This window comes from Bradyrhizobium sp. USDA 3364 (genome assembly GCF_054056355.1).
In genome coordinates this window covers 2,873,106-2,899,029 of record NZ_JBSRYG010000002.1, presented here as the reverse complement: position 1 = coordinate 2,899,029, position 25,924 = coordinate 2,873,106, and the positions used below count along the sequence as shown (strand labels likewise).

Annotated in this window: 22 protein-coding genes and 3 pseudogenes; 16 read left to right on the top strand and 9 right to left on the bottom strand. The window is 65.1% G+C overall.

Annotation, left to right across the window (positions count from 1 at the left end):
* Positions 1-41: 41 nt before the first annotated feature.
* From rbfA to ACVILL_RS13555, 7 genes and pseudogenes are all read left to right on the top strand, one after another.
* Positions 42-452: a 30S ribosome-binding factor RbfA gene (rbfA, locus tag ACVILL_RS13585; protein WP_456729497.1), complete on the top strand. Its 411-nt coding sequence runs from the start codon at positions 42-44 to the stop codon at positions 450-452.
* Complete coding sequence (gene truB, locus ACVILL_RS13580; RefSeq protein WP_456729496.1) at positions 452-1,561, top strand: tRNA pseudouridine(55) synthase TruB; 1,110 nt, start codon at positions 452-454, stop codon at positions 1,559-1,561. Before rbfA ends, truB begins: the two co-directional genes overlap by 1 nt.
* 2 nt (positions 1,562-1,563) lie before the next feature.
* Positions 1,564-1,833 carry a 30S ribosomal protein S15 gene (gene rpsO, locus ACVILL_RS13575; protein ID WP_066504937.1) on the top strand — a complete coding sequence of 90 codons (270 nt, stop codon included), beginning with the start codon at positions 1,564-1,566 and terminating at the stop codon, positions 1,831-1,833.
* 315 nt (positions 1,834-2,148) lie between these two features.
* Complete coding sequence (gene pnp, locus ACVILL_RS13570) at positions 2,149-4,311, top strand: polyribonucleotide nucleotidyltransferase (RefSeq protein WP_456734259.1); 2,163 nt, start codon at positions 2,149-2,151, stop codon at positions 4,309-4,311.
* A gap of 189 nt (positions 4,312-4,500) precedes the next feature.
* Positions 4,501-5,235 carry a superoxide dismutase gene (locus ACVILL_RS13565; RefSeq protein ID WP_456729495.1) on the top strand — a complete coding sequence of 245 codons (735 nt, stop codon included), beginning with the start codon at positions 4,501-4,503 and terminating at the stop codon, positions 5,233-5,235.
* Positions 5,236-5,358: 123 nt separating this feature from the next.
* Positions 5,359-5,836, top strand: a pseudogene (locus ACVILL_RS13560) (GNAT family N-acetyltransferase).
* Complete coding sequence (locus ACVILL_RS13555; protein ID WP_456729494.1) at positions 5,833-6,429, top strand: glutathione S-transferase family protein; 597 nt, start codon at positions 5,833-5,835, stop codon at positions 6,427-6,429. Before ACVILL_RS13560 ends, ACVILL_RS13555 begins: the two are co-directional and overlap by 4 nt.
* Positions 6,430-6,540: 111 nt before the next feature.
* On the opposite strand, the gene fabV is transcribed toward ACVILL_RS13555, so the two are convergent.
* The 4 genes and pseudogenes from fabV to fabA all read right to left on the bottom strand — a co-directional run bounded on the left by fabV (position 6,541) and on the right by fabA (position 9,581).
* Complete coding sequence (fabV, locus tag ACVILL_RS13550; protein ID WP_456729493.1) at positions 6,541-7,551, bottom strand: enoyl-ACP reductase FabV; 1,011 nt, start codon at positions 7,549-7,551, stop codon at positions 6,541-6,543.
* A 28-nt stretch (positions 7,552-7,579) separates the two neighbouring features.
* A pseudogene (locus tag ACVILL_RS13545) lies at positions 7,580-7,714 on the bottom strand (bifunctional NADH-specific enoyl-ACP reductase/trans-2-enoyl-CoA reductase); the annotation flags it as partial.
* Positions 7,715-7,792: 78 nt separating this feature from the next.
* Positions 7,793-9,016 carry a beta-ketoacyl-ACP synthase I gene (gene fabB / locus ACVILL_RS13540; protein WP_456729492.1) on the bottom strand — a complete coding sequence of 408 codons (1,224 nt, stop codon included), beginning with the start codon at positions 9,014-9,016 and terminating at the stop codon, positions 7,793-7,795.
* A 43-nt stretch (positions 9,017-9,059) separates the two neighbouring features.
* Positions 9,060-9,581: a 3-hydroxyacyl-[acyl-carrier-protein] dehydratase FabA gene (fabA, locus tag ACVILL_RS13535; RefSeq protein WP_456729491.1), complete on the bottom strand. Its 522-nt coding sequence runs from the start codon at positions 9,579-9,581 to the stop codon at positions 9,060-9,062.
* A gap of 329 nt (positions 9,582-9,910) precedes the next feature.
* Between fabA and irrA the strand changes: the two genes are divergently transcribed.
* The gene (irrA, locus tag ACVILL_RS13530) at positions 9,911-10,402 is read left to right on the top strand and encodes an iron response transcriptional regulator IrrA (RefSeq protein WP_026192029.1); all 492 of its coding nucleotides are present in this window, start codon (positions 9,911-9,913) and stop codon (positions 10,400-10,402) included.
* Positions 10,403-10,474: 72 nt separating this feature from the next.
* Here irrA and ACVILL_RS13525 read toward each other — a convergent pair whose 3' ends face one another.
* Positions 10,475-10,999: an SH3 domain-containing protein gene (locus ACVILL_RS13525; protein WP_456729490.1), complete on the bottom strand. Its 525-nt coding sequence runs from the start codon at positions 10,997-10,999 to the stop codon at positions 10,475-10,477.
* A 358-nt stretch (positions 11,000-11,357) separates the two neighbouring features.
* Here ACVILL_RS13525 and ACVILL_RS13520 point away from each other — a divergent pair, with 358 nt between their 5' ends.
* The gene (locus ACVILL_RS13520; RefSeq protein WP_456729489.1) at positions 11,358-12,362 is read left to right on the top strand and encodes a 2-hydroxyacid dehydrogenase; all 1,005 of its coding nucleotides are present in this window, start codon (positions 11,358-11,360) and stop codon (positions 12,360-12,362) included.
* A gap of 312 nt (positions 12,363-12,674) precedes the next feature.
* A complete protein-coding gene (locus tag ACVILL_RS13515) occupies positions 12,675-13,715 on the top strand; it encodes an IS110 family RNA-guided transposase (protein ID WP_456729119.1) in 1,041 nt (346 codons plus the stop codon).
* 304 nt (positions 13,716-14,019) lie between these two features.
* Here the strand turns inward: ACVILL_RS13515 and ACVILL_RS13510 are convergent, their stop codons facing one another.
* The gene (locus tag ACVILL_RS13510; protein WP_456729488.1) at positions 14,020-14,931 is read right to left on the bottom strand and encodes a LysR family transcriptional regulator; all 912 of its coding nucleotides are present in this window, start codon (positions 14,929-14,931) and stop codon (positions 14,020-14,022) included.
* A 121-nt stretch (positions 14,932-15,052) separates the two neighbouring features.
* On the opposite strand from ACVILL_RS13510, the gene ACVILL_RS13505 reads away from it, so the two are divergent.
* On the top strand, positions 15,053-16,060 hold the full coding sequence (locus ACVILL_RS13505; RefSeq protein ID WP_456729487.1) for an aldo/keto reductase: 1,008 nt from the start codon (positions 15,053-15,055) through the stop codon (positions 16,058-16,060).
* A 9-nt stretch (positions 16,061-16,069) separates the two neighbouring features.
* Here the strand turns inward: ACVILL_RS13505 and ACVILL_RS13500 are convergent, their stop codons facing one another.
* Entirely contained in the window at positions 16,070-16,873 is an 804-nt protein-coding gene (locus ACVILL_RS13500) for a HesA/MoeB/ThiF family protein (RefSeq protein WP_456729486.1), read from the bottom strand.
* Positions 16,874-17,094: 221 nt separating this feature from the next.
* On the opposite strand from ACVILL_RS13500, the gene ACVILL_RS13495 reads away from it, so the two are divergent.
* Positions 17,095-18,450, top strand: a complete 1,356-nt coding sequence (locus tag ACVILL_RS13495) for a peptidoglycan-binding protein (protein WP_456729485.1) — start codon at positions 17,095-17,097, stop codon at positions 18,448-18,450.
* Between the two features lie 230 nt (positions 18,451-18,680).
* Here ACVILL_RS13495 and ggt read toward each other — a convergent pair whose 3' ends face one another.
* On the bottom strand, positions 18,681-20,360 hold the full coding sequence (gene ggt, locus ACVILL_RS13490) for a gamma-glutamyltransferase (protein ID WP_456729484.1): 1,680 nt from the start codon (positions 20,358-20,360) through the stop codon (positions 18,681-18,683).
* Between the two features lie 20 nt (positions 20,361-20,380).
* Positions 20,381-21,262: a bifunctional DNA-formamidopyrimidine glycosylase/DNA-(apurinic or apyrimidinic site) lyase gene (gene mutM / locus ACVILL_RS13485; RefSeq protein WP_456729483.1), complete on the bottom strand. Its 882-nt coding sequence runs from the start codon at positions 21,260-21,262 to the stop codon at positions 20,381-20,383.
* 80 nt (positions 21,263-21,342) lie between these two features.
* Here mutM and ubiE point away from each other — a divergent pair.
* The 4 genes and pseudogenes from ubiE (at position 21,343) to dut (ending at position 25,663) form a co-directional block, all read left to right on the top strand.
* Positions 21,343-22,105, top strand: a pseudogene (ubiE, locus tag ACVILL_RS13480) (bifunctional demethylmenaquinone methyltransferase/2-methoxy-6-polyprenyl-1,4-benzoquinol methylase UbiE).
* Positions 22,102-23,676, top strand: coding sequence for a 2-polyprenylphenol 6-hydroxylase (gene ubiB / locus ACVILL_RS13475; RefSeq protein ID WP_456729482.1), 1,575 nt, complete (start codon positions 22,102-22,104; stop codon positions 23,674-23,676). The pseudogene ubiE and the gene ubiB overlap by 4 nt, the downstream one beginning before the upstream one ends.
* A gap of 107 nt (positions 23,677-23,783) precedes the next feature.
* Entirely contained in the window at positions 23,784-25,208 is a 1,425-nt protein-coding gene (gene coaBC / locus ACVILL_RS13470; RefSeq protein WP_456729481.1) for a bifunctional phosphopantothenoylcysteine decarboxylase/phosphopantothenate--cysteine ligase CoaBC, read from the top strand.
* Positions 25,205-25,663: a dUTP diphosphatase gene (gene dut, locus ACVILL_RS13465; RefSeq protein ID WP_456729480.1), complete on the top strand. Its 459-nt coding sequence runs from the start codon at positions 25,205-25,207 to the stop codon at positions 25,661-25,663. The genes coaBC and dut overlap by 4 nt, the downstream gene beginning before the upstream one ends.
* Positions 25,664-25,924 lie beyond the last annotated feature (261 nt).

The window sequence follows — 25,924 nt, the reverse complement described above, 5'->3', positions numbered from 1 at the left end:
GCGGCCACGGCCTGCGGGCGTGACGGTTTTGGAAGAAGGTCATGCCCCGTCAAAAGAAGAGTTCCAACCCCGGCGGCTCGCAACGTCAGCTGCGCGTCGGCGAAACGGTTCGCCATGCGGTCGCCGAGATTCTGTCGCAGGGTGACGTCCACGATCCCGATCTCGAAGGCCACATCATCACCGTTCCCGAGGTGCGTATGTCGCCGGACCTGAAGCTCGCGACGATCTACGTGATGCCGCTCGGCGGCCGCGACACCGATACGGTGATATCCGCGCTCGAGCGCAACAAGAAGTTCCTTCGCGGCGAGATCGCGCACCGCGTCAATCTGAAATTTGCACCCGACATTCGCTTCCGCGTCGACGAGCGGTTCGACGAGGCGGAGCGCATCGAGAAACTACTGCGGACACCTGCGGTGCAGCGAGACCTTGCACCCGATTCGGACGACGAGTGATGACTGTGATGACGACCAACAGCGTGATCGACGCGAAGGATACCGACGCGCGCGACGCTGAGCGGGATGCCTTTGCCGGCCAGCGCACCGACGATGCGCGCCGCACCAACAACGACCCGCGCCAGAAGCAGGGCAAGCAGAACCAGCAGCCGCGCCGCGACAAGCGCGACGTCCATGGCTGGGTCGTGCTCGACAAGCCGATCGGGATGACCTCGACGCAGGCGGTCGCGGTGCTCAAGCGCCTGTTCCAGGCCAAGCGCGCCGGCCATGCCGGCACGCTCGATCCGCTCGCCTCCGGCGGCCTGCCGATCGCGCTCGGCGAGGCCACCAAGACGGTGCCGTTCGTGATGGACGGCCGCAAGCGTTACCGCTTCACGGTGTGCTGGGGCGAGGAGCGCGACACCGACGACACCGAGGGGCGGCCGGTCCGAACCAGCGAAAGCCGGCCGACCGCCGATTCGATCCGGGAACTGCTGCCGCGCTTCACCGGGGTGATCGAGCAGATTCCGCCGCAATATTCAGCCATCAAGGTGCAGGGTGAGCGCGCCTATGACCTGGCGCGCGACGGCGAGACCGTGGAACTGAAGCCCCGCCCGGTCGAGATTCACGAATTAACCCTTGTGGAACATGGAGATAACGGCCAGTCCGTGTTCGAGGCCGAGTGCGGCAAGGGAACCTATGTCCGGGCCTTGGCCCGCGATATGGGCCGGATTCTGGGCTGTTTCGGCCATATCTGCGCCCTGCGACGGACCCTTGTCGGTCCGTTTACGGAGGCGGACATGATTCCGCTGGAACAGTTGGAGGCTTTATGCAATAGAGCCGCGTCTGGCGAGGGCAGCCTCGCCGACGCGCTTTTGCCCGTTGAGACCGCGCTGGACGACATCCCGGCACTGGCCGTCACACGGGCTGATGCGGCAAGGCTCCACAGGGGCCAGGCCGTTTTGTTGCGCGGACGGGATGCGCCCAATACTAGCGGCACAGTCTATGTCACGGTGGCAGGCCGGCTTCTCGCGCTTGCTGAAATTGGCAATGGCGAACTCATCCCCAAGCGCGTGTTCAACCTGAACGGACTGACTGCCGGTCCGGCTCGCAACAATGAAAGTAACTGACGATGTCGATTACCGCGCAACGCAAAGCGGAAGTCATCAAGACGAATGCCACCAAAGCCGGCGACACCGGCTCGCCCGAGGTTCAGGTCGCGATCCTGTCGGAACGCATCAATAACCTCACCGAGCACTTCAAGAGCCATGTGAAGGACAACCATTCACGCCGCGGCCTCCTGAAGCTCGTGTCGACGCGCCGCTCCCTGCTTGACTACATCAAGCGCAAGGACGAGGCGCGCTACAAGGCGCTGCTCGAAAAGCACAACATCCGTCGTTGATTTGAGAAGCACGCGCGCGAGGGTTCGCGCGCGTTTTTCGCATGGTCGTCCGCGAACTCGGACTTTCGAATTGTCGAAAGAAGATCATGCGCAGCATGGCAGTCGCGCCATGCCAACTAGCGTCCAGCAGCAATCCGGCCGCTGGACCGGGCAAGATGCCCAGATGACCGAAAGGATGGACGCCATCCGAAATCCAGGGACCATGGCAGGATCGCCGGATGCTGATCGCAGCAGTGCATCAGTGTCTCGCCGTCTTGGCATGGTCTTTGTGTTTCAGGGCGCCATGTCTTTGGTGAAACCATGAAAGAAACCGAAATGTTCAATTCGCATTCCGTCGAGATCGACTGGGGTGGACGTCCCCTCAAACTTGAAACCGGCAAGATCGCCCGCCAGGCCGACGGCGCCGTGATGGCCACCTACGGCGAGACCGTGGTGCTTGCCACCGTCGTCGCGGCGAAGGCGCCGCGCGAAGGCGTCGACTTTCTGCCGCTGACGGTCGACTACCAGGAAAAGACCTACGCCGCGGGCCGCATTCCCGGCGGCTATTTCAAGCGCGAGGGCCGTCCGACCGAGAAGGAGACGCTGGTCTCCCGCCTGATCGACCGTCCGATCCGTCCGCTGTTCGTCGATGGCTGGCGCAACGAGACCCAGGTGATCGTCACCGTGCTCTCGCACGACATGGAGAACGATCCGGACATCGTGTCGCTGGTCGCCGCCTCCGCCGCGCTGACGCTGTCGGGCGCCCCGTTCAAAGGCCCGATCGGCGCAGCCCGCGTCGGCTTCGCCAATGACGAATTCATCCTCAACCCGACGCTCGACGAGATGACCGAGACCCAGCTCGATCTCGTCGTCGCCGGCACCGCCGACGCCGTGCTGATGGTGGAATCGGAAGCCAAGGAGCTCAACGAAGACGTGATGCTCGGCGCGGTCATGTTCGGCCACCGCCACTTCCAGCCCGTCATCAACGCGATCATCGAGCTCGCCGAGAAGGCCGCCAAGGAACCGCGCGAAGTCACCACGATCGACAATTCGGAGATCGAGAAGGAAATGCTCGGCATCGCCGAGCAGGAGCTGCGCAAGGCCTATGCGATCCCGGTCAAGCAGGAACGCTATGCCGCGGTCGGCGCCGTCAAGGAGAAGGTGCTGGCGCACTTCTTGCCGGAAGGCCAGGAGCCGAAATACGACAAGCTCCGCGTTGCCGCCGTGTTCAAGGAACTGGAAGCCAAGATCGTTCGCTGGAACATCCTCGACACCGGCAAGCGCATCGACGGCCGCGACGTCAAGACCGTGCGCAACATCATCGCCGAAGCTGGCGTGCTGCCGCGCGCCCACGGCTCGGCGCTGTTCACCCGCGGTGAGACCCAGGCGATGGTCGTGACCACGCTCGGCACCGGCGAGGACGAGCAGTACATCGACGCGCTGTCGGGGACGTACAAGGAAACGTTCCTGCTGCATTACAACTTCCCGCCCTACTCGGTCGGTGAAACCGGTCGCCTCGGCGGCACCAAGCGCCGCGAGATCGGCCACGGCAAGCTCGCCTGGCGCGCGATCCATCCGGTGCTGCCGCCGCACCACGAGTTCCCGTACACGATCCGCGTGGTCTCCGAGATCACCGAGTCGAACGGCTCGTCCTCGATGGCCTCGGTCTGCGGCGCCTCGCTGTCGCTGATGGACGCCGGCGTGCCGCTGAAGCGGCCGACCGCCGGTATCGCCATGGGCCTGATCCTCGAAGGTCAGCGCTTCGCGGTGCTGTCGGACATCCTCGGTGACGAGGATCATCTCGGCGACATGGACTTCAAGGTCGCCGGCACCGACCAGGGCATCACCTCGCTCCAGATGGACATCAAGATCGAGGGCATCACCGAGGAGATCATGAAGGTTGCGCTTGGCCAGGCCAAGGAAGGGCGCATCCACATCCTCGGCGAGATGGCCAAGGCCCTGACCGCGGCGCGCGCCGAGCTCGGCGAATACGCACCGCGCATCGAGACCTTCAAGATCGCCACCGACAAGATCCGCGAAGTGATCGGCACCGGCGGCAAGGTGATCCGCGAGATCGTCGAGAAGACCGGCGCCAAGGTCAACATCGAGGACGACGGCACCGTGAAGGTCGCCTCCAACGACGGCGAGGCGATGAAGGCTGCGATCAAGTGGATCAAGTCGATCGCCTCCGATCCGGAGGTCGGCCAGATCTACGAGGGCACCGTCGTCAAGGTGATGGAGTTCGGCGCGTTCGTGAACTTCTTCGGCGCCAAGGACGGTCTCGTCCACATCAGCCAGCTCGCGTCCAACCGCGTGCAGAAGACCTCCGACGTCGTCAAGGAAGGCGACAAGGTCAAGGTCAAGCTGCTCGGCTTCGACGATCGCGGAAAGACCCGCCTGTCGATGAAGGCGGTCGATCAGGAGACCGGCGAGGACCTCGAGGCCAAGCAGAAGACCGACGCACCGGCTGCGGCGCCGCGCGAAGCTGCCGGCGAGTGAGCCAAGTCAATTGATGGCTACGGAAAGGGCGGCCCTGTGGCCGCCCTTTTTAGTTTGCGGGCGTCGACGCAAATCAATCTCCGCTGATCGGCATGCACGATTTTGACCCGGCATTGTGACCGGCATCGTTGGAACACATTCACAACTTGCGCCTAACATCAGGACGCTTTCCCACTACGGAGAACCACGATGTCCTCGATGTCCCGACGCCATTTGATCATTGCAGCAAGCGGCATCGCTGCGGCCGCCGCCTCGTCGCGCGCAGCATTCGCGCAGGCCACGGCGCAGGCACCGAGCGGACCGTTCAAGATCGATCCGCTGGCCTATCCAACCAATGCGCTGGAGCCGCATATCGATGCCAAGACGATGGAGATCCATCACGACCGGCATCACCAGGCCTATGTCACCAACCTCAACACTTTCGCCAAGGACAATCCGCAGATCGCGGGGAAGCCGGTCACCGAGGTGCTCGCCAATCTCGCCAACGTGCCGGAGGCGATCCGTACCGGCGTGCGCAACAACATGGGCGGCCACGCCAACCACACGATGTTCTGGCAGATCATGGGACCGAACGGCGGCAAGCCCGACGGCGAGGTGCTCGCCGCTGTTGATCGCGACCTCGGCGGCATGGAGAAATTCCAGACCGACTTCAACGCCGCCGGCGGCCGCGTGTTCGGCTCCGGCTGGGTGTTCGTCACCGTGACCAAGGACGGCAAGCTCGCGATCGAGACCCGGCCGAACCAGGACAACCCGATCATGGACGGCAAGCGCGCCCTGCTCGGCAACGACGTCTGGGAGCATGCTTATTACCTGACCTACCAGAACCGCCGGCCCGATTACCTCAAGGCGTGGTGGAACACCGTGAACTGGAAGGCCGTCGCGGAACGATATGCGGCAGCGAAGGCCGGTACGCTCGGCGTGTGAGCCGGGCTCGCCGGCCGCAGCAAACTGCGTTACGTTCGAAAGCCCTGCGATCGTTGCGCGGGGCTTTCACCTTTTTCGTCCGCAGCGTCGCACCGCCGGTGTCGAACGCGATGGGGATCGACGATGACGCTGCCGACCATCCGTCCTGGCCGCCCCGACGAATACGACGAGATCGCGCGTGTCTGGATGGAGAGCTGGACCTCGACCGGGCTCACACCACGGAGCGACGGACTTTTGACCGACCTGCGTGTCCGCCTGCCGCGCGAAATCGACAACGGCTGGACGCTTGTTCGTCGCCGACGACCGCGGCACCATCGCAGCGATGCTGGCGCTGCATCGGCCGACCCTGCTGCTCGACCAGCTGATGGTCGCGCCAAGCCATCAGGGCCGCAACCTGGGCCGTCATCTGCTCGCCCTCACGCGCCGGCAAATGCCCGACGAGATCCGGCTGAAATGCGTCCGCGAGAACGAAAAAGCCTGGCGCTGGTACGAGCGCGAAGGTTTTGTGTTCCAGAAGGAAGCGCCCAATCCGGTCACCGGCTTCATGATGAAGCACTACCGGTGGAAGAGAGCAAATCGAACATCGGAGACTAACCCATGATCAAGCTGTACTGGTCGCCGCGCTCGCGTTCGTTCTCCGCGATCTGGCTGCTGGAGGAATCCGGGCTGCCTTACGAACGGGTGCTGACCGACATCAGCACGGGTGCACAGAAATCGCCCGACTTCCTCAAGATCAACCCGATGGGCAAGGTGCCGGCGTTGACCGACGGCGATGCAAAGCTCGCCGAGGCGGCGGCGATCTGCGCCTACATCGCCGACCGCTATCCCGAGACAAAGCTCGCGCCGGCGGCAAGCGATCCGAAGCGCGCGCGCTATCTGCAATGGCTGTTCTTCTCGCCGAGCTGCATCGAGCCGGCGCTGATCCAGCTCTTCACCAAGCTCGAGGTGCCGACCAGCACCGCGGCCTGGGGCAGCGCGGCGCAGGTGTTCGACGTGCTCGACGCCGAATTGCAGAAGGCGCCGTGGATCCTCGGCGATCAGTTCTCCGCCGCCGACATCGCGATCGGCGCGGGGCTGAACTTTGCCGTACGCATCTTCAAGATGGTGCCGCCGCGCCCGTCGTTCGACGCCTATATCGACCGTTGCGTGGCACGCCCGGCATTCCAGCGCGCCGAGAAGATCGCGGCGGGGTGACGCAGTCTTGCGTAGCCCGGATGAAGCGAAGCGTAATCCGGGACAGTCCCTCTGTTAAAAAGGCCCCGGATTTAGCTTCGCTTCATCCGGGCTACGCAGCAGTGGACCTGCCTAGCCCGGCACGACGCGGGGGTCGATGTCCTGCGTGTAGTCGACGCCGTCGATGCCGAAGCCGAACAGGCGCAGGAACTGGCTCTTGTATTCCCCGAGATCCGCCAGTTCGCCGAGCGTCTCGGTGGTGAGCAGCGGCCAGCGCCGCGACACTTCCGCCTGCACTTCGGGCGAAAGCTCCCAGTCGTCGACCCGGATGCGTTGCGCGTCGTCGAGCGCGACATCCTTGCCGAGGCGGGTGCGGAACAGCCGATCGATCTGCTCGATGCAGCCTTCATGCAGCCCGAGCTGCTTCATGACCTTGAACAGCACGGTGCCGTAGAGCGGCACCACCGGAATCGCCGAGCTCGCCTGGGTGACCACGGCCTTCAGCGCGACGACGCGCGCGGCATCCGCGCCCAACCGCCCGCGGATCGCTTCCGCCTTGCTGTCGAGATCGACCTTGGCGCGGCCGAGCGTGCCGTTCCAGTAGATCGGCCAGGTCAGTTCGCTGCCGATGTAGGTGTAGTTGAGGGTCCGGAAGCCCGGCGCCAGCACGCCGGCGTCCGCGAGCTGGTCGGTCCAGCGCTTCCAGTCGTCGCCGCCCATGACAGCGACGGTCGCCGCGGTTTGATCCTCGTTCGCCGGCTCGAGCGTAGTCTGGAACACCTCGCCGGTCTCGGTATCGAGCGTCTTGATCTCGACCGGCGCGCCGAGCGGCTTGATGACCGAGCGATAGGTCTTGCCGGTGTCGGGATCGGTGCGGATCGGCGCGGCCATGCTGTAGACCAGCAAATCGAGCTGCCCGAATTTTTCGCGCACCCGGTCGATGAAGTCTTTCTTCATCTCGTCCGAGAAGGCATCGCCCTCCAGCGTGAGCGGCGATCGGCCGATCTTCTCGGCCTCGATCTCGAAAGCGCGGTTGTTGTACCAGCCGGCGCTGGCGCTTCGCTTTTCCGAAGGCTCGCGCTCCAGCGACACGCCGATCGTATCGGCACCGCCGGCCGAAGGTCGCGACGATGCGGCTCGCAAGGCCGTAGCCGGTCGAGCAGCCCAGCACGGCGACGCGCTTCGGGCAGTCCGCAATCGGGCCCTGCTTCAGAACATAGGCGATCTGTTCGCGGACATTCGTGGCGCAGCCGACGGGATGTGCCGTGGTGCAGATGAAGCCTCGCACGCGCGGTTCAATAATCATTCCCACCCCATTCCGGATTGTTGCAATGTCCCCATGCGCGGCCTTCTGACCTTCCTCGGCACGCGAGGAGAGGCGAAATCACGCGTCAAGCCGCCTGAACACCAGCGTGGCGTTGGTGCCGCCGAAGCCGAACGAGTTCGACAGCACGGTCGTGAGCTTGGCGTTGTCGATACGTTTGCGCACGATCGGCATGTCGGCGAAGATCGGATCGAGCTCGGTGATATGCGCGCTTTCGCAGACGAAGCCGTTGTTCAGCATCAACAGCGAGTAGATCGCTTCCTGCACGCCGGTGGCGCCGAGCGAGTGGCCGGTCAGCGCCTTGGTCGCCGAGATCGGCGGGCACTTGTCGCCGCTGCCGAACACCTTGCGGATCGCCTCGATCTCCGGCGGATCGCCGGCCGGCGTCGAGGTGGCGTGCGGGTTGATGTAGTCGACCGGCGTGTCCACCGTCGACATCGCCATGCGCATGCAGCGCTCGGCGCCCTCGCCCGACGGCGCCACCATGTCGTATCCGTCCGAGGTCGCGCCGTAGCCGACGACCTCGCCGTAGATCCGCGCGCCGCGTGCCTTGGCACGCTCGAGCTCTTCGAGCACCACGACACCCGCGCCGCCGGCAATCACGAAGCCGTCGCGATTGAGATCGTAGGGACGCGAGGCGGTGGCCGGCGTGTCGTTGTATTTCGAGGACATCGCGCCCATCGCGTCGAACAGCACCGACAGCGTCCAGTCGAGTTCCTCGCAGCCGCCGGCGAAGATGACGTCCTGCTTGCCGATCTGGATCGTCTCATACGCATTGCCGATGCAATGGTTCGACGTCGCGCAGGCGGACGAGATCGAATAGTTCACGCCCTTGATCTTGAACCAGGTCGCGAGCGTTGCCGACGCGGTCGAGGACATGCCCTTCGGCACCGCAAACGGACCGACGCGCTTCGGGCCTTTGGCGCGCGCGATGTCGGCGGCCTCGACCAGCGTGCGCGTCGACGGTCCGCCGGATCCCATGATGATGCCGGTGCGGATGTTGGAGACCTCGTTCTCCTCGAGACCGGAATCGCGGATCGCCTGTTCCATGGCGACGTGATTCCACGCAGCACCTTCGGCAAGGAACCGCATCGCGCGGCGGTCGATCACCTCGGCGGGATTGAGTGTCGGCGCCCCGTGCACTTGTGAACGAAAGCCAAGTTCGGCGGCCTTCTCCGCACGTGAAATGCCCGACTTCGCCTCGTAGAGGCTCGCAAGCACTTCCTGGGTGTTGTTTCCGATGGACGAGACAATGCCCATCCCCGTGATGACAACCCGCCTCATGTTCGCCTCGCCCTGCCTTTATGTTGCCGCATGATGATCTTGCTCAAGACGGCGCGGTGCCCTGCTTGAACAATCCGACCTTCAAGTCCTTGGCGCGATAGATAATCTCGTCGTCCATGGAAAGCCACCCGTCGGCAATTCCAAGCACGAGCTTTGACCGCATCACGCGCTTGATATCGATGTTGTACACAACCTTGCGCACGTGCGGCAGCACCTGTCCGGAGAACTTCAGCTCGCCGAGGCCGAGCGCGCGGCCACGACCTTCGCCACCGATCCAGCCGAGGTAAAAGCCGACCATTTGCCACATGGCATCGAGGCCGAGGCAGCCCGGCATCACCGGATCGTTCTTGAAATGGCAACCGAAGAACCAGAGGTCCGGCTTCACCTCGAGTTCGGCGCGCACCAGGCCCTTGCCGAACTCCCCGCCGGTTTCCGAGATCTCGCTGATGCGATCGAACATGAGCATCGGCGGCAGCGGCAACTGGGCGTTGCCGGGACCGAAAAGCTCGCCCCGCCCGCAAGCCAGCAAATCCTCGTATTCATAACCGCCGCGCCGATCCAGCATCCTCTTTCACCTCTAATGTCCCGATGAAGCGCTTTTGCTTGGTCGGACCTTGATCTACCCACGGGAAGGGGAATATCCCGTCCCGCATCTTGGCGCTACCTGGGTACGCTGCCGACCTGTTATCTCTGCCGAAAGCGCATATGTGGTCCGCGCGCTCTCTAACATAGGGTTAACTGGGCGGCAAAGCGGCATTCCATTGATAAATTGCCGTCTCTCCTTAGGTTTCTACCGCAGCTTGGATTCGTTCTAGTTGCGAAAAACTTGCATCTGATAGGCATCCTTTTTATATTTATGAGGAATATTGCCTGAGTTGGGTGCATAGAGTGGATATGAACGAGGAAGTACCGGCTGTGAATGATGATGCCGTGCACCCGGCTGCCCGGGGCGCTGGGCACCACCCTGCCCTGACCGGCTGCCCGTGGCATGACGTTAACGAGATGCTGCAGTCTGCCGGCCTCCGGCCGACCCGCCAGCGCATGGCGCTGGGCTGGCTGCTGTTCGGCAAGGGCGCACGCCACCTGACCGCTGAAATGCTGTACGAGGAAGCCACGCTGGCCAAGGTTCCGGTGTCGCTGGCGACCGTCTACAACACGCTCAACCAGCTCACCGATGCCGGCCTGCTGCGTCAGGTCAGCGTCGACGGCACCAAGACCTATTTCGACACCAACGTGTCGACGCATCACCACTTCTATCTCGAGCACAACCACGAGCTGGTCGACATTCCGGACCCGAACCTCGTGCTCTCGAAGATGCCCGACGTGCCGGAAGGCTACGAAATCTCGCGCGTCGACATGGTGGTGCGGCTGCGCAAGAAGCGCTGAGGCGTTCTATCTTCGGATTTAATCAGTGATGGCCGGGCTCGTCCCGGCCATTGTCGTTGGGGACGAGGAAACTCAGTCCACCTTCTCGTCGGCGTAGACGCCCCAGAGGCGCTGCTGCTCGATCCAGCCGTCGAACCCGCTGCCGGTGACCCGGCACCAGCCGTTGGCGCATTTCCTGACCTGCGCGACGACGCCGGCCTGCAGCCGCGCCGCGATCCCGCTGGTGGCGTCGGGACGATCGTAGAGCGAGGCCAGATCGTCCTTGTTCTTCATCGTGACGACCGCAGTGCGGCGGCCGGACAGCAGGGAGTGATAGACCCAGCCTTCGGCGCCTTCGGAATCGCGCACCCGGCGCCAGTTCTCGAACTCGGCGGTGATTTCGACCGGCAGCCCCGACCGCGTGTAGACCCAGGCGACGTCGTTATCCTTGGTCGGGCCGGCCCTGACATTCACATGATCGGATTTCAGGCTGACATAGCGCGGAATCGGCAGGCCGCTGGTGGTGGGGCTCAAATCCTTGGCGGTATGTCCCGGCATGACCGACGCACTCAGCATGCTCCCGACCAGCGCCACCAATGAACCGAAACGCCAGACCATCAACTCGTCTCCTGCCGAGAAGTCCAACCCGCATCCGGCGAGCTGCAACCCAGACCCAAATAAAATCCCAAGCCCGAGGGCCCCCTGCGCCTGCGCCATTCGTTCCTATGTCGTAGCTCCGAGGGGTTCTTGTCTTGGCCCGGCCTTCTGCTAGAGAGGACGGAACGCCCAAGAGCCAGAACACCCGAATTTCCCGTCGTTTCGCCTTGGCGAAAAGCCGGGGCAAGTATCGGGGAACCCTAGGAAACGCGAAGGAAACGCCGGGGACAGCGCGGCTATCAGCAGTGTCGAACAACCGGGTTAATGAGGCCTCAACGGCTCGGTTTTTGGCGAGCCGCGCGTCTCATGAAAGCAGGACATGTCGGTGAAGAAAAAGCCTCTCGTCGTCGTCACCCGCAAGCTGCCGGACTCGATCGAGACCCGGATGCGCGAGCTGTTCGACGCCAGACTGAATCTCGACGACACGCCGATGACGCCGGAGCAGATCGCCGAGGCGGCAAGAACCGCCGACGTGCTGGTGCCCACCGTGACCGACATGATCCGCGAGGACGTGATCAATCAGCCCGACTGCAAGCTGAAGATGATCGCCAATTTCGGCAATGGCGTCGACAATATCGACGTCGCCGCCGCGCATGCCCGCGGCATCACCGTGACCAACACGCCGAAGGTGCTGACCGAGGACACCGCCGACATGACCATGGCGCTGATCCTTGCGGTGCCGCGCCGCATGATCGAGGGCGCCTCGATCCTGACCGAAGGCAAGCAGCACTGGGCCGGCTGGTCGCCGACCTGGATGCTCGGCCACCGCATCGGCGGAAAGCGGCTCGGCATCGTCGGCATGGGCCGGATCGGCCAAGCCGTGGCGCGCCGCGCCCGCGCCTTCGGCTTGCAGATCCACTATCACAACCGCCGCCCGGTGGCGCCTATGATCGCCGAAGAGCTCGGCGCGACCTATTGGGAAAGCCTCGACCAGATGCTGGCGCGGATGGACATCATCTCGGTGAACTGCCCGCACACGCCGGCGACCTATCATCTGCTCTCGGCGCGGCGGCTCAAGCTGATCCGGAAAGAGGCCTATGTCGTCAACACCGCGCGCGGCGAGGTGATCGACGAGGACACCCTGATCAAGCTGATCGAGGCTGGAGAGATCGGCGGCGCGGCGCTCGACGTCTACGAGCACGAGCCCGCGGTGAACCCGAAGCTGGTGCGGCTCGCCAAGGCTGGCAAGGTGACGCTGCTGCCCCACATGGGCTCGGCCACCATCGAAGGCCGCGTCGAGATGGGCGAGAAGGTCATCATCAACATCCGAACCTTCCTCGACGCCCACAAGCCGCCGGATCGCGTGCTGCCGAGCATGCTGTGACTGCGTAGCCGCCAAAATATCGAAAACAACCCCATGCAAAGGGGCTGGTGGGGCCAACCAGGCAACGTGACGCGTCCGGCAAAGGTAGCTGGATGAAGCCGCGGCGATTACTGTCGAGCACGCTGCAATCACGCATTCGCGTGTCGTCCCGGCGAAGGCCGGGACCCATTACCCCAAATGTTGATACTGCGACGAGCTGTGGCCACAGCGCGCTCTCACAATAGTCGCCTGTGGTTGATGGGGTGGACGGCCCCCTACGGCATCAGTGTGCCAGAATGAGGTTGTTGCAAATCTCAGACAAGGGAGCCGTCCGTGAGAGAGATTATCCGCATTGGAATGGATACGTCGAAGCATATTTTTGTGCTGCATGGGGTTGATGCGGCGGAGCAGGCGGTGTTGCGCAAGAAGCTGTCGCGCAAGCAGGTGCTGGAGTTCTTTGCCAAACTGCCGCCGACCGTGGTCGGGATGGAGGCGTGCGGTGCGGCCCATTACTGGGCTCGGGAGCTTGGCAAGCTCGGCCATGAGGTGAAGCTGATGGCGCCGCAGCTGGTGAAGCCGTATGTGGAACGCAACAAGAATGACGGGCGAGACGCGGACGGGCTGTGCGAAGCGATGAGCCGGCCGCGGATGCGGTTTGTGCCGGTGAAGAGCGCCGAGCAGCAGGCCGCGCTGATGCTGACGGGCGTCCGCGACGGGCTAATCGCCCGCCGCACCCAGCTCAGCAATGCGATCCGCGGCTATGCGGCGGAGTTTGGCCTGGTCGCCGCCAAGGGACTGGACAAGATCGAGCCGCTGCTGGCACGGATTGCGCAGGACGAGAGCCTTCCGGCGCTGGCGCGTGAGCTGTTCGCCATGCAGGGCCGCGACTACACGCAGCTGCAGGGCGAACTGAAGACGATCGAGGCCAAGCTTTTGGCCTGGCACCGGGCCAACGCCACGAGCCGCCGTCTGGCCCAGATCCCCTCGGTCGGTCCGATCATTGCGACGGCGTTGGTGATGAAGACCCCCGACCCGCACGCGTTCCGCTCCGGCCGGTGGTTCGCGGCCTGGCTCGGCCTGACACCCAAAGACCATTCCACCGCCGGCAAGACCAGGCTCGGCAAGATCACCCGCGCCGGCGACGAGACCCTGCGTCGGCTGCTCGTGGCAGGAGCCACTGCGGTGATCCGGCAAGCAAGGCTCGGACGCGGCCAGCCCTCGCGCTGGCTCGTTGCGCTGCTCAAGCGTAAGCCGCCGAAGCTGGCGGCGGTGGCGCTCGCCAACAAGGTTGCCCGCATCGCCTGGAAGCTGATGGTCACGGGCGAGAACTACGACGCCGCACGGATCAATGCCGCGCCGGCAATCGTCACCTAAGAGTTTGGCCGGCCGGACGCTGCACTCGCCGGCCGAACCGGAGCTGCAAGAGCAGATGGAATGATCGATCGATCCAGCACGCGAGACAAGCCGCGGGACCCATTGGCCTTCAGAAGGTCGCCAGGTTGTTTGGCACTCGCGTCGCGGAAACCATCTTGGCCCAGCGGTCAATCCGACCGCATCAAACAGGCCGGACATATGGATGACAGCGATCCGACCAGTTCCAGAAACCTCTTGTGCCACGGGGGCCGTCCACATATGGGTCCCGGCCTGCGCCGGGACGACGATGTGGGTCTAGCTCGGCCTACTTCTTCCGCCGCGCCTGCTTGCGCCAGTCGGCGACGAACGCCACGAAGGCGGCGAGGGCGGGTGGCGGCTGGCGGCGGCTCGGATAATAGAGGAACGGGCCGTCGAACGGCGGGCACCAGTCATCGAGCACGCTGACCAGCGTGCCGGACTTCACGCCGTAGCGGACATAGCCTTCGAACGTCGCCCAATAGCCGACGCCGTCATGGACCGCGCGCAGCGCAAGGCCGAGATGGGTCGCGGTCAGCTTGGCCGGCGGCGAGATCTTCACGACGCGGCCGTTCTTCTCGAACTCCCAGTCGAACATCACGCCGTTGCTGAAGCGGCTGCGAATGCAGGCATGCGCCAGCAAATCCTTCGGATGCATCGGCCGGCCGTGTTTCGCGACATAATCGCTCGACGCCACGACCGCATAACGCTGCGGCGCGCCGAGCGGAATTGCGACCATGTCCTGCGCCAGGTGCTCGCCGTAGCGCACGCCGGCGTCAAAACCCTGCGCGACGATGTCGACGAATGCACTCTCGGAGACGAGGTCGAGCTCGACCTGGGGATATCTGGCAAGAAACGGCGCGATCATCGGCGCCAGCACCAGATCGACCGCAGGCGGCGGCGCGTTGATGCGCAGCCGGCCCGATGGCTCGGCCCGCAGGCCGCGCACCTCCGTGATCGCATCCGCGACGTTAACCATTGCGGGTGCGACGCGCGCAAGCAGCAGCTCGCCGGCCTCGGTCAGCGCGACGCTGCGGGTGGTGCGGTTCATCAGGCGGACGCCGAGCCGCTCCTCCATGTCGCGCAGGCGCTGGCTGAGGCTCGAAACCGAGACGCGGCTCTCCAGCGCGGCGCGCCGGAAGTTGCGCGTGCGCGCCACCGCCACGAAGGCGTCGAGGTCGCGAAGGTCGAAATCCTGCATTGTTCGATATAGTGAACAACCCATTCGCCATTGTCCAGCTTATCCCAGAGGCCGGACCGGACCATATCAGCCGCGGCATTTGGCGGCGGATCATCCGCCGCGATGCCTTGGGAACTCCATCATGGACACACGCAAACTCGGTTCCACCGGCCCCACGGTTTCACAGATCGGCCTCGGCTGCATGGGGATGTCTGAGGTCTATGGCCCGGCCGATCGCGGCGAGAGCATCGCCACGGTGCATGCGGCGCTCGATGCCGGCATCACGCTGCTGGATACCGGCGACTTCTACGCCATGGGCCACAATGAGATGCTGGTGCGCGAAGCCCTGAAGGATGTCGCGCGCGACCGGCTCCAGATCAGCGTCAAGTTCGGCGCACTGCGCGGCCCCGCGGGTGAATTCGCCGGAATGGACACGCGGCCGGCCGCGACGAAGAACTTCCTCGCCTATTCGCTGCAACGTCTCGGCACCGACTACATCGACATCTACCGCCCGGCACGTCTTGATCCCAGCGTTCCGATCGAGGAGACGATCGGCGGCCTCGCCGATCTGGTGAAGTCCGGCTACATCAGACATATCGGCCTGTCCGAGGTCGGCTCCGACACCATCCGCCGTGCCCATGCCGTGCATCCGATCGTCGATCTCCAGATCGAATACTCGCTGATCGAGCGCGGCGTCGAGCGCGATATCCTGACAACCTGCCGCGAGCTTGGCATCGGCATCACAGCCTACGGCGTACTGGCGCGCGGGTTGATCAGCGGCCACTGGTCGAAGGATTCCGGCAAGATCGGCAGGGACTATCGGCTGATGACGCCGCGCTTCCAGGGCGCGAACCTCGACGCCAATCTCGCGCTGATGGAGCAGTTGCGGGCCATTGCCGCCGAGATCGGGGCAACACCGGCGCAGGTCGCGATCGCCTGGGTCGCGGCACAGGGCAAGGAGATCGTGCCGCTGGTCGGCGCCCGCACCCGCAACCGTCTCACCGAAGCGCTCGGCGCGACCGGGCTGACGCTGACGCAAACACATCTCGCAGCACTGGCGAAGGCCTTCCCGCCGGATATCGCTGCCGGCACGCGCTATGCGGCCGAGCAGATGGCGCATCTCGACAGCGAGAAGCCGGCGACCAGGTAACGGCAGTCATCAGGTGCGATGCCCGCTCAGATCGGTGATGGCTGGGGCATCACCGTTGAGCGGGTTCTGCGGATCGCGCGCGTAGCGCAAGGTTTCGAACCGCATCGCGCGCGCATCCACCATCAGGAGACGGCCGACCAGGCCCTCGCCGAAGCCGACGATCTCGCGGATCGCCTCCAGCGCCATCATCGATCCCATCACGCCGGCGAGCGCGCCCATCACGCCGGCCTCGGCGCAGGCCGGCACTGTGCCCGGCGGCGGCGGCTCCGGAAACAGGCAACGATAGGTCGGGTTGAACACGCCCTCCGCATTCTTCTCGTGGGCGCGGATCGTGGTCAGCGAGCCGTCGAACTGGCCGAGCGCCGCGGTGATCAGCGGCCGCTTGGCGAGGAAGCAGGCATCGGCGACGAGATAGCGGGTCTCGAAATTGTCGGAGCCGTCGAGCACGAGATCGTAATTCGAAATCAGCGCCATCGCATTGTCGGCCGTGAGCCGCATCGGATGCGCCTCGAACGCGACATGCGGATTGAGCGCGTGGATCTGCGCGGCCGCGCTGTCGACCTTGCGCTTGCCGATGTCGGACGTCGCATGGATGATCTGGCGCTGCAGGTTGGAGAGCGAGACGATGTCGTCATCGATCACGCCGAGCCGACCGACGCCGGCGGCAGCCAGATACATCAGCACCGGCGCGCCGAGGCCGCCGGCGCCGAGTACCAGCACCGACGCCTTTTTCAGCGCGTTCTGGCCGGGGCCGCCCACCTCGCGCAGCACGATATGGCGGGCATAGCGTTCAAGTTCGTCGGCACTCAGCATCGTTCGATCAATTCCTGCATTACTGTCCCGTCATGGTGAGGAGCGCGGAGCGCGTCTCGAACCATGAGGCCGGGCCTGTGGCCTCATCCTTCGAGACGCGGCTTACGCCGCTCCTCAGGATGAGGGTTGAAACCTGAACCGGAGCGCGGTTGTTGCCGACCAAGCAGATGTGCTTAATTGCGTCGACGTCAATGGTATCAGTCCTTTCCCCCGGATTTGTCATGAGATTGGTGCTTTCGGCAACATTGATGGTCGCAGGGATCGGCATGGCGCAGGCCCAGATGACGCCGCCGTCGAGCGCCGGCGCCAAGCCGAAGACGGTGACGACGGTGCCGGTTCGCCCGGCGCTGCAGAAGCCGGAGGATACCGCGGGCGCGATGACGCGGGCCGACCGGCTGGCGCTGCAATCCGACCTCGCCTGGGTCGGCGAATATAACGGCGCGATATCAGGCGACGTCAGCGAGCGCATGGTCAATGCGATCAAGGAATTCCAGAAGAGCCGCGGCGGGAAGCCGACCGGCGTATTGAACCCGCAGGAGCGCGGCGTGCTCGCCGACACCGCGCGGCGCAAGCAGGAAAGCGTCGGCTGGAAGATCGTCACCGAGCCCGCCACCGGAGCGCGGCTCGGCATTCCCTCGAAACTGGTGCCGCAGCTCACCAGCGATGCCTCCGGCGCCAGATGGACCTCGCCGACCGGCACCGTCCAGGTGCTGCTGACCCGGCGCAAGGAAGCGAGCCCGACCACCGCAAAGCTTGCCGAACAGGAAAAGAAGGAGCCGGCCGGCCGCACCATCGACTACACCGTGGTGAAGCCGGATTTCTTCGTGCTGTCGGGCATGCAGGGGCTGAAGAAGTTCTATCTGCGCGGCACCCTGAAGGGCGACGAGGTCCGCATCCTCACCATCCTCTACGATCAGGCGATGCAGACCACCGTCGAGCCGGTGGTGATCGCGATGTCGAGCGCCTTCAGCGCATTTCCGTCCACCGTGCAGGCCGGCCCGCCGCCGCGCAAGACCGTCGAATATGCCACCGGCGTCGTGGTCAGCGACGATGGCGCTGTTATCACCGATCGCGTGGCGACCGACGACTGCATCGCGCTGACGATCCCGGGCTACGGCAATGCCGATCGGATCGCGGACGACAAGGATCATGATCTCGCTTTGCTGCGCATCTACGGCGCGCGCGGGCTGAAGCCGCTCAATATCGCAGGCCAGGCGACGCAGACCGCGCTCGATATCACCGGCATCGCCGATCCGCAGAACCAGGGCGGCGGCGCGGCCGCGAGCAGCGTCAAGGCCTCGGTCGCACAACTCGGCGGCGGCGATCAGGCGCTGTCACCGGCGCCTGGCATCGGGCTCTCCGGCGCGGCGGCGCAGGACGGCGGCAAGTTTGCCGGCATCGCGCTGCTGAAGCCCGTCATCGTCGCGGGCCCCGCCAACGCCGCGCCGCCGGCGCAGGCCACGCTGGTGCCGGCCGATACCGTGCGCAGTTTCCTGAAGGCGCATGGCGTCAATGCGTCGGGCGAATCGGCGGACGCCAAGACCGCCGTGGTCCGCGTGATCTGCGTCAGGAAATAGGATGCTGTCATCGCCCCCGCATATTCCAAAGACTCCTGTGATTCAGCCACGGCTCTTCCCACACGTCGTCTTGGCGAAAGCCAGGACCCATAACCACCGCACTCAGCGATGAAACCGGACCGCGGCCCCGGCGTCGCACAACAATGAGATTTGGGGTAATGGGTCCTGGCTTTCGCCAGGACGACGTTGAGGATGGTTCTCGGTTCACCTGTCAAACAACGTAGTCGGCATCATCTCAGCGCAAATCTGACCCCCGCCCGCGCGAGGCCGCCGGCAATGCCGACCGGTGTGCCGTCGGCGCGCCAGCAGGCTGCGCCCGACATCGTGCCGTCCGCGTGAAACTGGATGGCGTTCATGCCGCCAGCCACCGTCGGCACCACCTGCACCTTGTGGCCCTTCGCCGACAGCGCGGTGCGGATGGCCTCCGGCACCGCCTGCTCGACTTCGAGCGCATTGCCCTCGGTCCAGACCCGCGGCGCCTCGACCGCCTCCTGCAGGCTCATGCCGTGATCGATCAGATTGATCAGCGCCTGCATCGCGCTCGGGAAGATGCGCTTTCCGCCGGGCAGGCCGAGCGCATAAACCAGCTTATTGTCACGCAGCGCCATCATCGGCGACATCGAGGTCGTGACGCGCTTGCCGGCGGCCAGCGACAGCGCGTGTCCCGGACGTGGATCGAACAGGTTCATGTAATTGTTCGGCACGGTGCCGAGGCCCGGGATCAGGATCTTGGCGCCGAACAGATTGTTGATGGTCTGGGTGGTCGCAACCACATTGCCCATCGCATCCGCCGCTGTCATGTGCGTGGTGTGCGCGCTTTCGAGCTGGCTGACGCCGGCGCCCCAGGCCTGGGCGGCAGCAGGATCGATCGCGCGGCGACGCTCCTCGGCATAGGCCTTCGAGGTCAGTTGCTCGACCGGGATGTTGATATAGGCGGGATCGCCGCTCGCGGCCGCGCGATCGGCAAAGGCGATCTTCAGCACCTCGGCGAGATAGTGGATCGTCTCCGCCGTGCCGAAGCCGAGCCGCGCGATGTCATAGCCTTCGAGGATATTGAGCATCTCTGTGATGTGCACGCCGGACGCCGCGGGCGGCGGCGGCCCCAGGATTTCCCAGCCGCGGTAGTCGCAGCGGATCGGGGCGCGCTCGACGGTCTTGTAGGTCGCAAGATCCTCCTGCGCGATGAAGCCGCCGTTCTTCTTCATGTAGTCGACCAGGACGTCGCCGAGCGGTCCCTGGTAGAGCGCGTTGTCGCCGTGGTCGGCGATGTATTTCAGCGTCTCGGCATATTCCGCCTGCACCACGCGCTCGCCGGGCTTCAGCGGCGCGCCGTCAGGCAGATAGATCGCCGCGATCGGCTTGTCCTTCAGCATCTCCTCGGCGCCGTCGGTGATGCATTCGTGCAGATAAGGCGTCGCCGCATAGCCGCGCGCGGCATGCTTGATGGCGGGCTGCATCACGTCGGCCAGCCTCATGGTGCCGAAGCGGCGCAGCGTTTCGCACCAGGCCTTCAAGGAGCCCGGCACCGCGACCGCCTTCGGGCCGTTCAAATTCTCGTTGCCGACGGTGTCGAACACGTCGTGTGCCGAACCGGGCTTCGAGGTGTAGGTATCCGGCCGCACGGCTTTCGGCACCGTGCTCTGGCCGTCGATGAAGCGATGGCTGCCGTCGGCGAGACGAATATGCGCCATGCCGCCGCCGATGATGCCGACCATCATCGGCTCGACCACGGTCAGCGTAAACAGAGTGGCGATCGCCGCATCGATCGCGTTGCCGCCGGCAGCTAACATCTCGGCGCCCGCGGCGGATGCCAGCGGGTGATTGCTCACCACCATGCCTCGGCTGCTGGTGGCCGGCTTCTTCTCGCAGTGAAAGCTTGTCGCGGCGCGGTCGCGCCAGGTGCTGCTCATGATCCGCACTCCCTTTGTTGTTATTTTTGGCACTTCGGACACCAGAACGTCGAACGGCCGTTCTGGGTGAAGCGCTTGACGATGCCCTCGCAGCCCGAGGTGCGGCATGTCTCGCCTTCGCGATCGTAGACCTGGAACGAATGCTGGAAATAGCCGAGATCGCCGTTGGTCAGGCGATGGTCGCTGATCGAGGAGCCGCCGGCCTTGATCGCCTGGTTGAGCACCGAATGGATCGCGTCGACCAGCCGCTTGGCGTGATCGGTGGGCTCGGCCTTCCTGGTGGCAAGCGTCGCGGCCAATCGCCGCGGCGACAGATGCGAACGGAACAGCGCCTCGCAGACATAGATGTTGCCAAGTCCCGCCACCACGCGCTGGTCGAGCAGCGCGGCCTTCAGGCTGGTCTTCTTGTTGTGGCAGGAGCGCGCCAGCATCGCCGCGTCGAACTCGTTGCCGAGCGGCTCGGGACCGAGCCCTTTCAGCAACGGTTCATCCTCGATCGCGTTGCGGGCGATGATCTTCATGTAGCCGAAGCGCCGGGGATCGTTGAAGACGACCGCCGCTCCCGACGACATGTGGAACACGACGTGATCATGCGCGCGGTCGTCGCTGCGCGGATGGTGGAATTGCCCCGGCGCCGCCGTGCCCTCCTGCTTGTGCACGCGGAACGAGCCCGACATGCCCAGATGCATCAACAGCACGTCGCCGGAGTTCAGGTCCGCCATCAAATATTTGGCACGGCGGCCGAGCCCGGTGATGGTCTGGCCCTCGAGCCGGGCGATAAAGTCCTTTTGAAATGGAAACCGCAAATCCTTGCGGCGGGCCTCGGCCTTGATGATTTTGCACCCTTCCATGGCCGGTTGCAGGCCGCGGCGGACGGTCTCGACTTCGGGTAATTCCGGCATAGCAGGCATTCACCTTTTGGAAGTGACGTGATAGCGCCATTGCGGCCGCCGCGCTATGGTCGAGCCAGGAGTATGAGTTGATGGATCGGCCGGATCAAACCACCCATTTCGGCTTCAGGGACGTGCCCCTGGGTGAAAAGCAGACGCTGGTGAACGACGTGTTTCACAGCGTGGCATCGCGCTACGACCTGATGAACGATCTGATGTCGGCAGGCCTGCACCGGGCCTGGAAGGACGTCATGATCACGACCCTCGACCCGCCCGAAGGGCGACCGGCCGTTTGCACTGCTCGACGTCGCCGGCGGCACCGGCGACATCGCGTTCCGGGCCGCCAAGGCCGCGGGCACCGGCTTCCATGCCACGGTCTGCGACATCAATACCGACATGCTCGCCGTCGGCCGCGAGCGCGCCGCCAGGCAGCACCTCGATGACCGCGTGTCGTTCGTCGAGGGCAATGCCGAGACGCTTGGTTTCGCCGACCGCGCGTTCGACGCCTACACCATCGCGTTCGGCATCCGCAACGTGCCGCAGATCGAGCTGGCGCTGCGCGAGGCCCACCGGGTGCTCAAGCCCGGCAGCCGCTTCCTGTGCCTGGAATTCTCCACCGTCGACGTGCCCGGCCTCGACAGGATCTACGACTTGTTTTCGTTCAAGGTGATCCCGCCGCTCGGCCGCGCCGTCACCGGTGACGCCGAGTCCTATCAATATCTCGTCGAGTCGATCCGCAAATTCCCGCGGCCGAACGCGTTCGCCGAGATGATCACCGCCGCCGGCTTTGCCCGCGTGAAGTGGCAGAGCCTCTCCGGCGGCATCGTGGCGCTGCATTCGGGCTGGCGTTTGTGATCTCTGCACTGACCCACATCGCGCGCCTTGCCCGCGCAGGTTTCGTGTTTGCGCGCGAGGGCGTGTTCGGCGTCGTCGATCCCGCGCTGGTGCCGCCGCCGGGGCAGCTCGCGCTGAAGATGGCGCGGCTGGTCGAGCGCCGCTCCGCCAAGTCAGGCCCGCGGCTGTCGCGCGCGCTGACGAGGCTAGGGCCCGCCTATCTCAAGCTCGGGCAATTCCTCGCGACGCGTCCCGACGTGGTCGGCGTGGCGATGGCACGCGATCTCGAAAGCCTGCAGGACCGGCTGCCGCCATTCGCGCAGCAAGAGGCCGAGACCGTCATCACGCAATCGCTGGAACGGCCGCTGGCGCAGGCCTTCGTGCATCTCGGTCCGGCGGTTGCCGCGGCCTCGATCGCCCAGGTGCATCGCGGCGAGGTCGAGCGCAACGGCGTGCGACAGCAGGTTGCGGTCAAGGTGCTCCGGCCCAACGTCGCGGCGCGCTTTCGGCGCGACCTCAGCGACTTCTTCTTTGTCGCGCACAAGGCCGAGGCGCATTCCGCCGAGGCGCGGCGGCTGCGGCTGATCGAAGTCATCAACACGATGTCGCGCTCGGTCGCGATGGAGATGGACCTGCGGCTCGAGGCGGCCGCGCTGTCCGAGATGGCCGAGAACACGCGCGACGATCCGGACTTCCGCGTGCCCACGGTGGACTGGGATCGAACCGCGCACAGCGTGCTGACGATGGAGTGGATCGACGGCATCGCGCTGAACGATCATGCCCGCCTCGCGCAGGCCCAGGTCGACCTGCCCGATCTCGGCCGCAAGGTGATCCAGAGCTTCCTGCGCCACGCGCTGCGCGACGGCTTCTTCCATGCCGACATGCATCCGGGCAATCTGTTCCTCGACGAGGCCGGCCGCCTCGTTGCGGTGGATTTCGGCATCATGGGGCGGCTCGGGCTGAAGGAGCGGCGCTTCCTGGCCGAGATCCTGCTCGGCTTCATCACCCGCGACTACCGCCGCGTCGCCGAGGTGCATTTCGAGGCCGGCTATGTGCCCGGCCACCATTCGGTGGAGAATTTCGCGCAGGCGATCCGCGCCATCGGCGAGCCGATCCACAATCGCACCGCCGAGGAAATCTCGATGGCGAAGCTGTTGACGCTTCTGCTCGAGGTCACCGGCCTGTTCGACATGCAGACGCGGCCCGAATTGATCCTGCTGCAGAAGACCATGGTGGTGGTCGAGGGCGTGGCGCGCGGCTTCGACCCCAAGCTCGACATCTGGAAGATCGCCGACCCCGTGGTGCGCGAATGGATCACGCAGAATCTCGGCCCCGCCGGACGCATCCAGGGCGCGATCTCGGGCGCGGGCGAGCTCGGCCGCATCCTCGCCAACCTGCCGTCGATTGCGAACCGCGCCGTGACCGTGCTCGAGCAGCTGGAGACCATGACGCTGGAGGGCCACATGCTGTCGTCGGACTCGATCGACGAAATGGCCCGCGCCGAGGCCCGCAAGGCGCGGGTGCAGACCGTCGGCCTTTGGGTCATTGCCATCGCCTCCATTGCAATCTTTTTTGCGATCCGCGCCCACTGATTGCAATGCATGCACCGTGTGATAGCATCGCTATCATCCTTGTTTGAGCATGATCTCATTCGGAAAACCGCTTCGCACTTTTCCGGATCATGCTGTGAGGGCATGCCATGGCCAGCCTGACCATCCGCAAACTCGACGACACGCTGAAAGCGTATCTGCGGCTGCGCTCCGCCAGGAACGGGCGCTCGGTCGAGGAGGAGATCCGGGTGATCCTCCGGGACCTTGCAGAGGGCGGTCCGGAGCCCGCGGAGGCGCCTGCGGCGGGTTCCGTGACAGCCGCGACGCCCGCTCCCCGGGCCGCCAGCGTGGCTGGCGAGCCTCGCGTCACCCTGATCATCGGCGGCGGGATCGCAGCCTACAAGGCGCTGGATCTGATCCGGCGGCTCAAGGAACGCCACATCGAGGTCCGCTGCGTGCTGACCAGGGCGGCCCAGCAATTCGTCACCCCGCTGGCCGCCAGCGCGCTGTCGCATGAGCGCGTCTACACCGACCTGTTCGACGCCGAGAGCGAATTCGACGCCGGTCATATCAGGCTGGCGCGGGACTGCGACCTGATCGTGGTGGCGCCGGCCACCGCCGACCTGATGGCCAAGATGGCGCAGGGCCATGCCGACGATCTCGCCACCGCCACCTTGCTGGCGGCCAACCGGCCGATCCTGCTGGCGCCGGCGATGAACCCGCTGATGTGGAACAATCCGGCCACCCGCCGCAACGTGCTGCAGCTCCGCCGTGACGGCGTCCATACCATCGGCCCCAATGCGGGCGAGATGGCGGAAGCCGGCGAGGCCGGTGTCGGTCGGATGGCCGAACCGACCGAGATCGCCGCCGCCGCTGAGCGCATGTTGCGGCCGCCGCAGCCGCGCCCGCTCGCCGGCAAGCGCGTGCTGATCACGGCGGGGCCGACCCATGAGGCGATCGATCCGGTCCGCTACATCGCCAACCGTTCGTCCGGCAAGCAGGGCTTTGCCATTGCCGCCGCCGCGCGCGCCGCAGGCGCCGAGGTGGTGCTGGTGACCGGCCCGGTCGAGCTCGACGACCCCCAAGGCATCTCCGTGATGCGCGTGGAATCCGCGCGCGACATGTTGCACCGGGTCGAGGCCGCGCTGCCGGTCGATATCGCGATCTTTGCCGCGGCGGTCGCCGACTGGCGGGTCGCCAGTGAGGGCAGCCAGAAGCTGAAGAAGACCGCGGCCGGCATGCCGCCGCTGCAGCTCGTCGAAAACCCCGACATCCTGGCGACAATCTCCAAGCTGAAGGAGAAGCGGCCGCCGCTGGTGATCGGCTTCGCCGCCGAGACCGAGCACCTGATCGAGAACGCCAAGGCGAAGTTCGCGCGCAAGGGCTGCGACTGGATCGTCGCCAACGACGTCTCGCCGGCGACCGGCGTGATGGGCGGCGACCGCAACACCGTCCACCTGCTCTCGCGCGAGGGCAAGGACGTCACCGTCGACTCCTGGCCGGTCATGACCAAGGAAGAAGTCGCGACCGCGCTGGTGTCGCGGATCGCAAGAGCCGTAGGAACCGCATCGTGAGCGCCACCATCAAGGTCGAAGTCCACCAGTTGCCGCATGGCGCAGATCTCCTGCTGCCGATCTACCAGACCACTGAGGCGGCCGGGCTCGACCTCTTGGCCGCGGTGCCGCGGTCGGCGCCGCTGCTGCTGCTGCCGGGCCGCTACGAGATGGTTCCGACCGGGCTGACGATCGCGCTGCCGCCGGGCTACGAGGCGCAGGTGCGGCCGCGTTCCGGCCTCGCCGCCAAATACGGGATTACCGTGCTAAACTCGCCCGGCACGATCGATGCCGACTATCGCGGCGAGATCAACGTGCTGCTGATCAATCACGGCCAGGAGGTGTTTTCGATCCGGCGCGGCGAGCGCATCGCGCAGATGGTGATCGCGCCGGTCACACGGGCCGAGCTGGTTCCGGTCGACGTGCTGCCGGCGACCGGGCGCGGCAGCGGCGGCTTCGGCTCGACCGGACGCTAGGCATCGGAGAAGTGTGCGGACGGCTCCCGGGGATCACGCTTCGAGCGCTCTCCGCATGACTAACGTGTCAATTCGCGTAAAATCCACATCATCCGGCGGCATTTTTTCACAGCGGATTCTGCGTTCACGGTCTGGACTCTTACTCGCCGAGTCCCGTTGGGATTATTCTGTTTTGATTCGAGCGCGACGGGGGGTCTTCGTCGGGCTGTCTGGTCCTGCTTGGGCATGATCCCCGGACAAACGTCGTACGTTTGCCGTGAG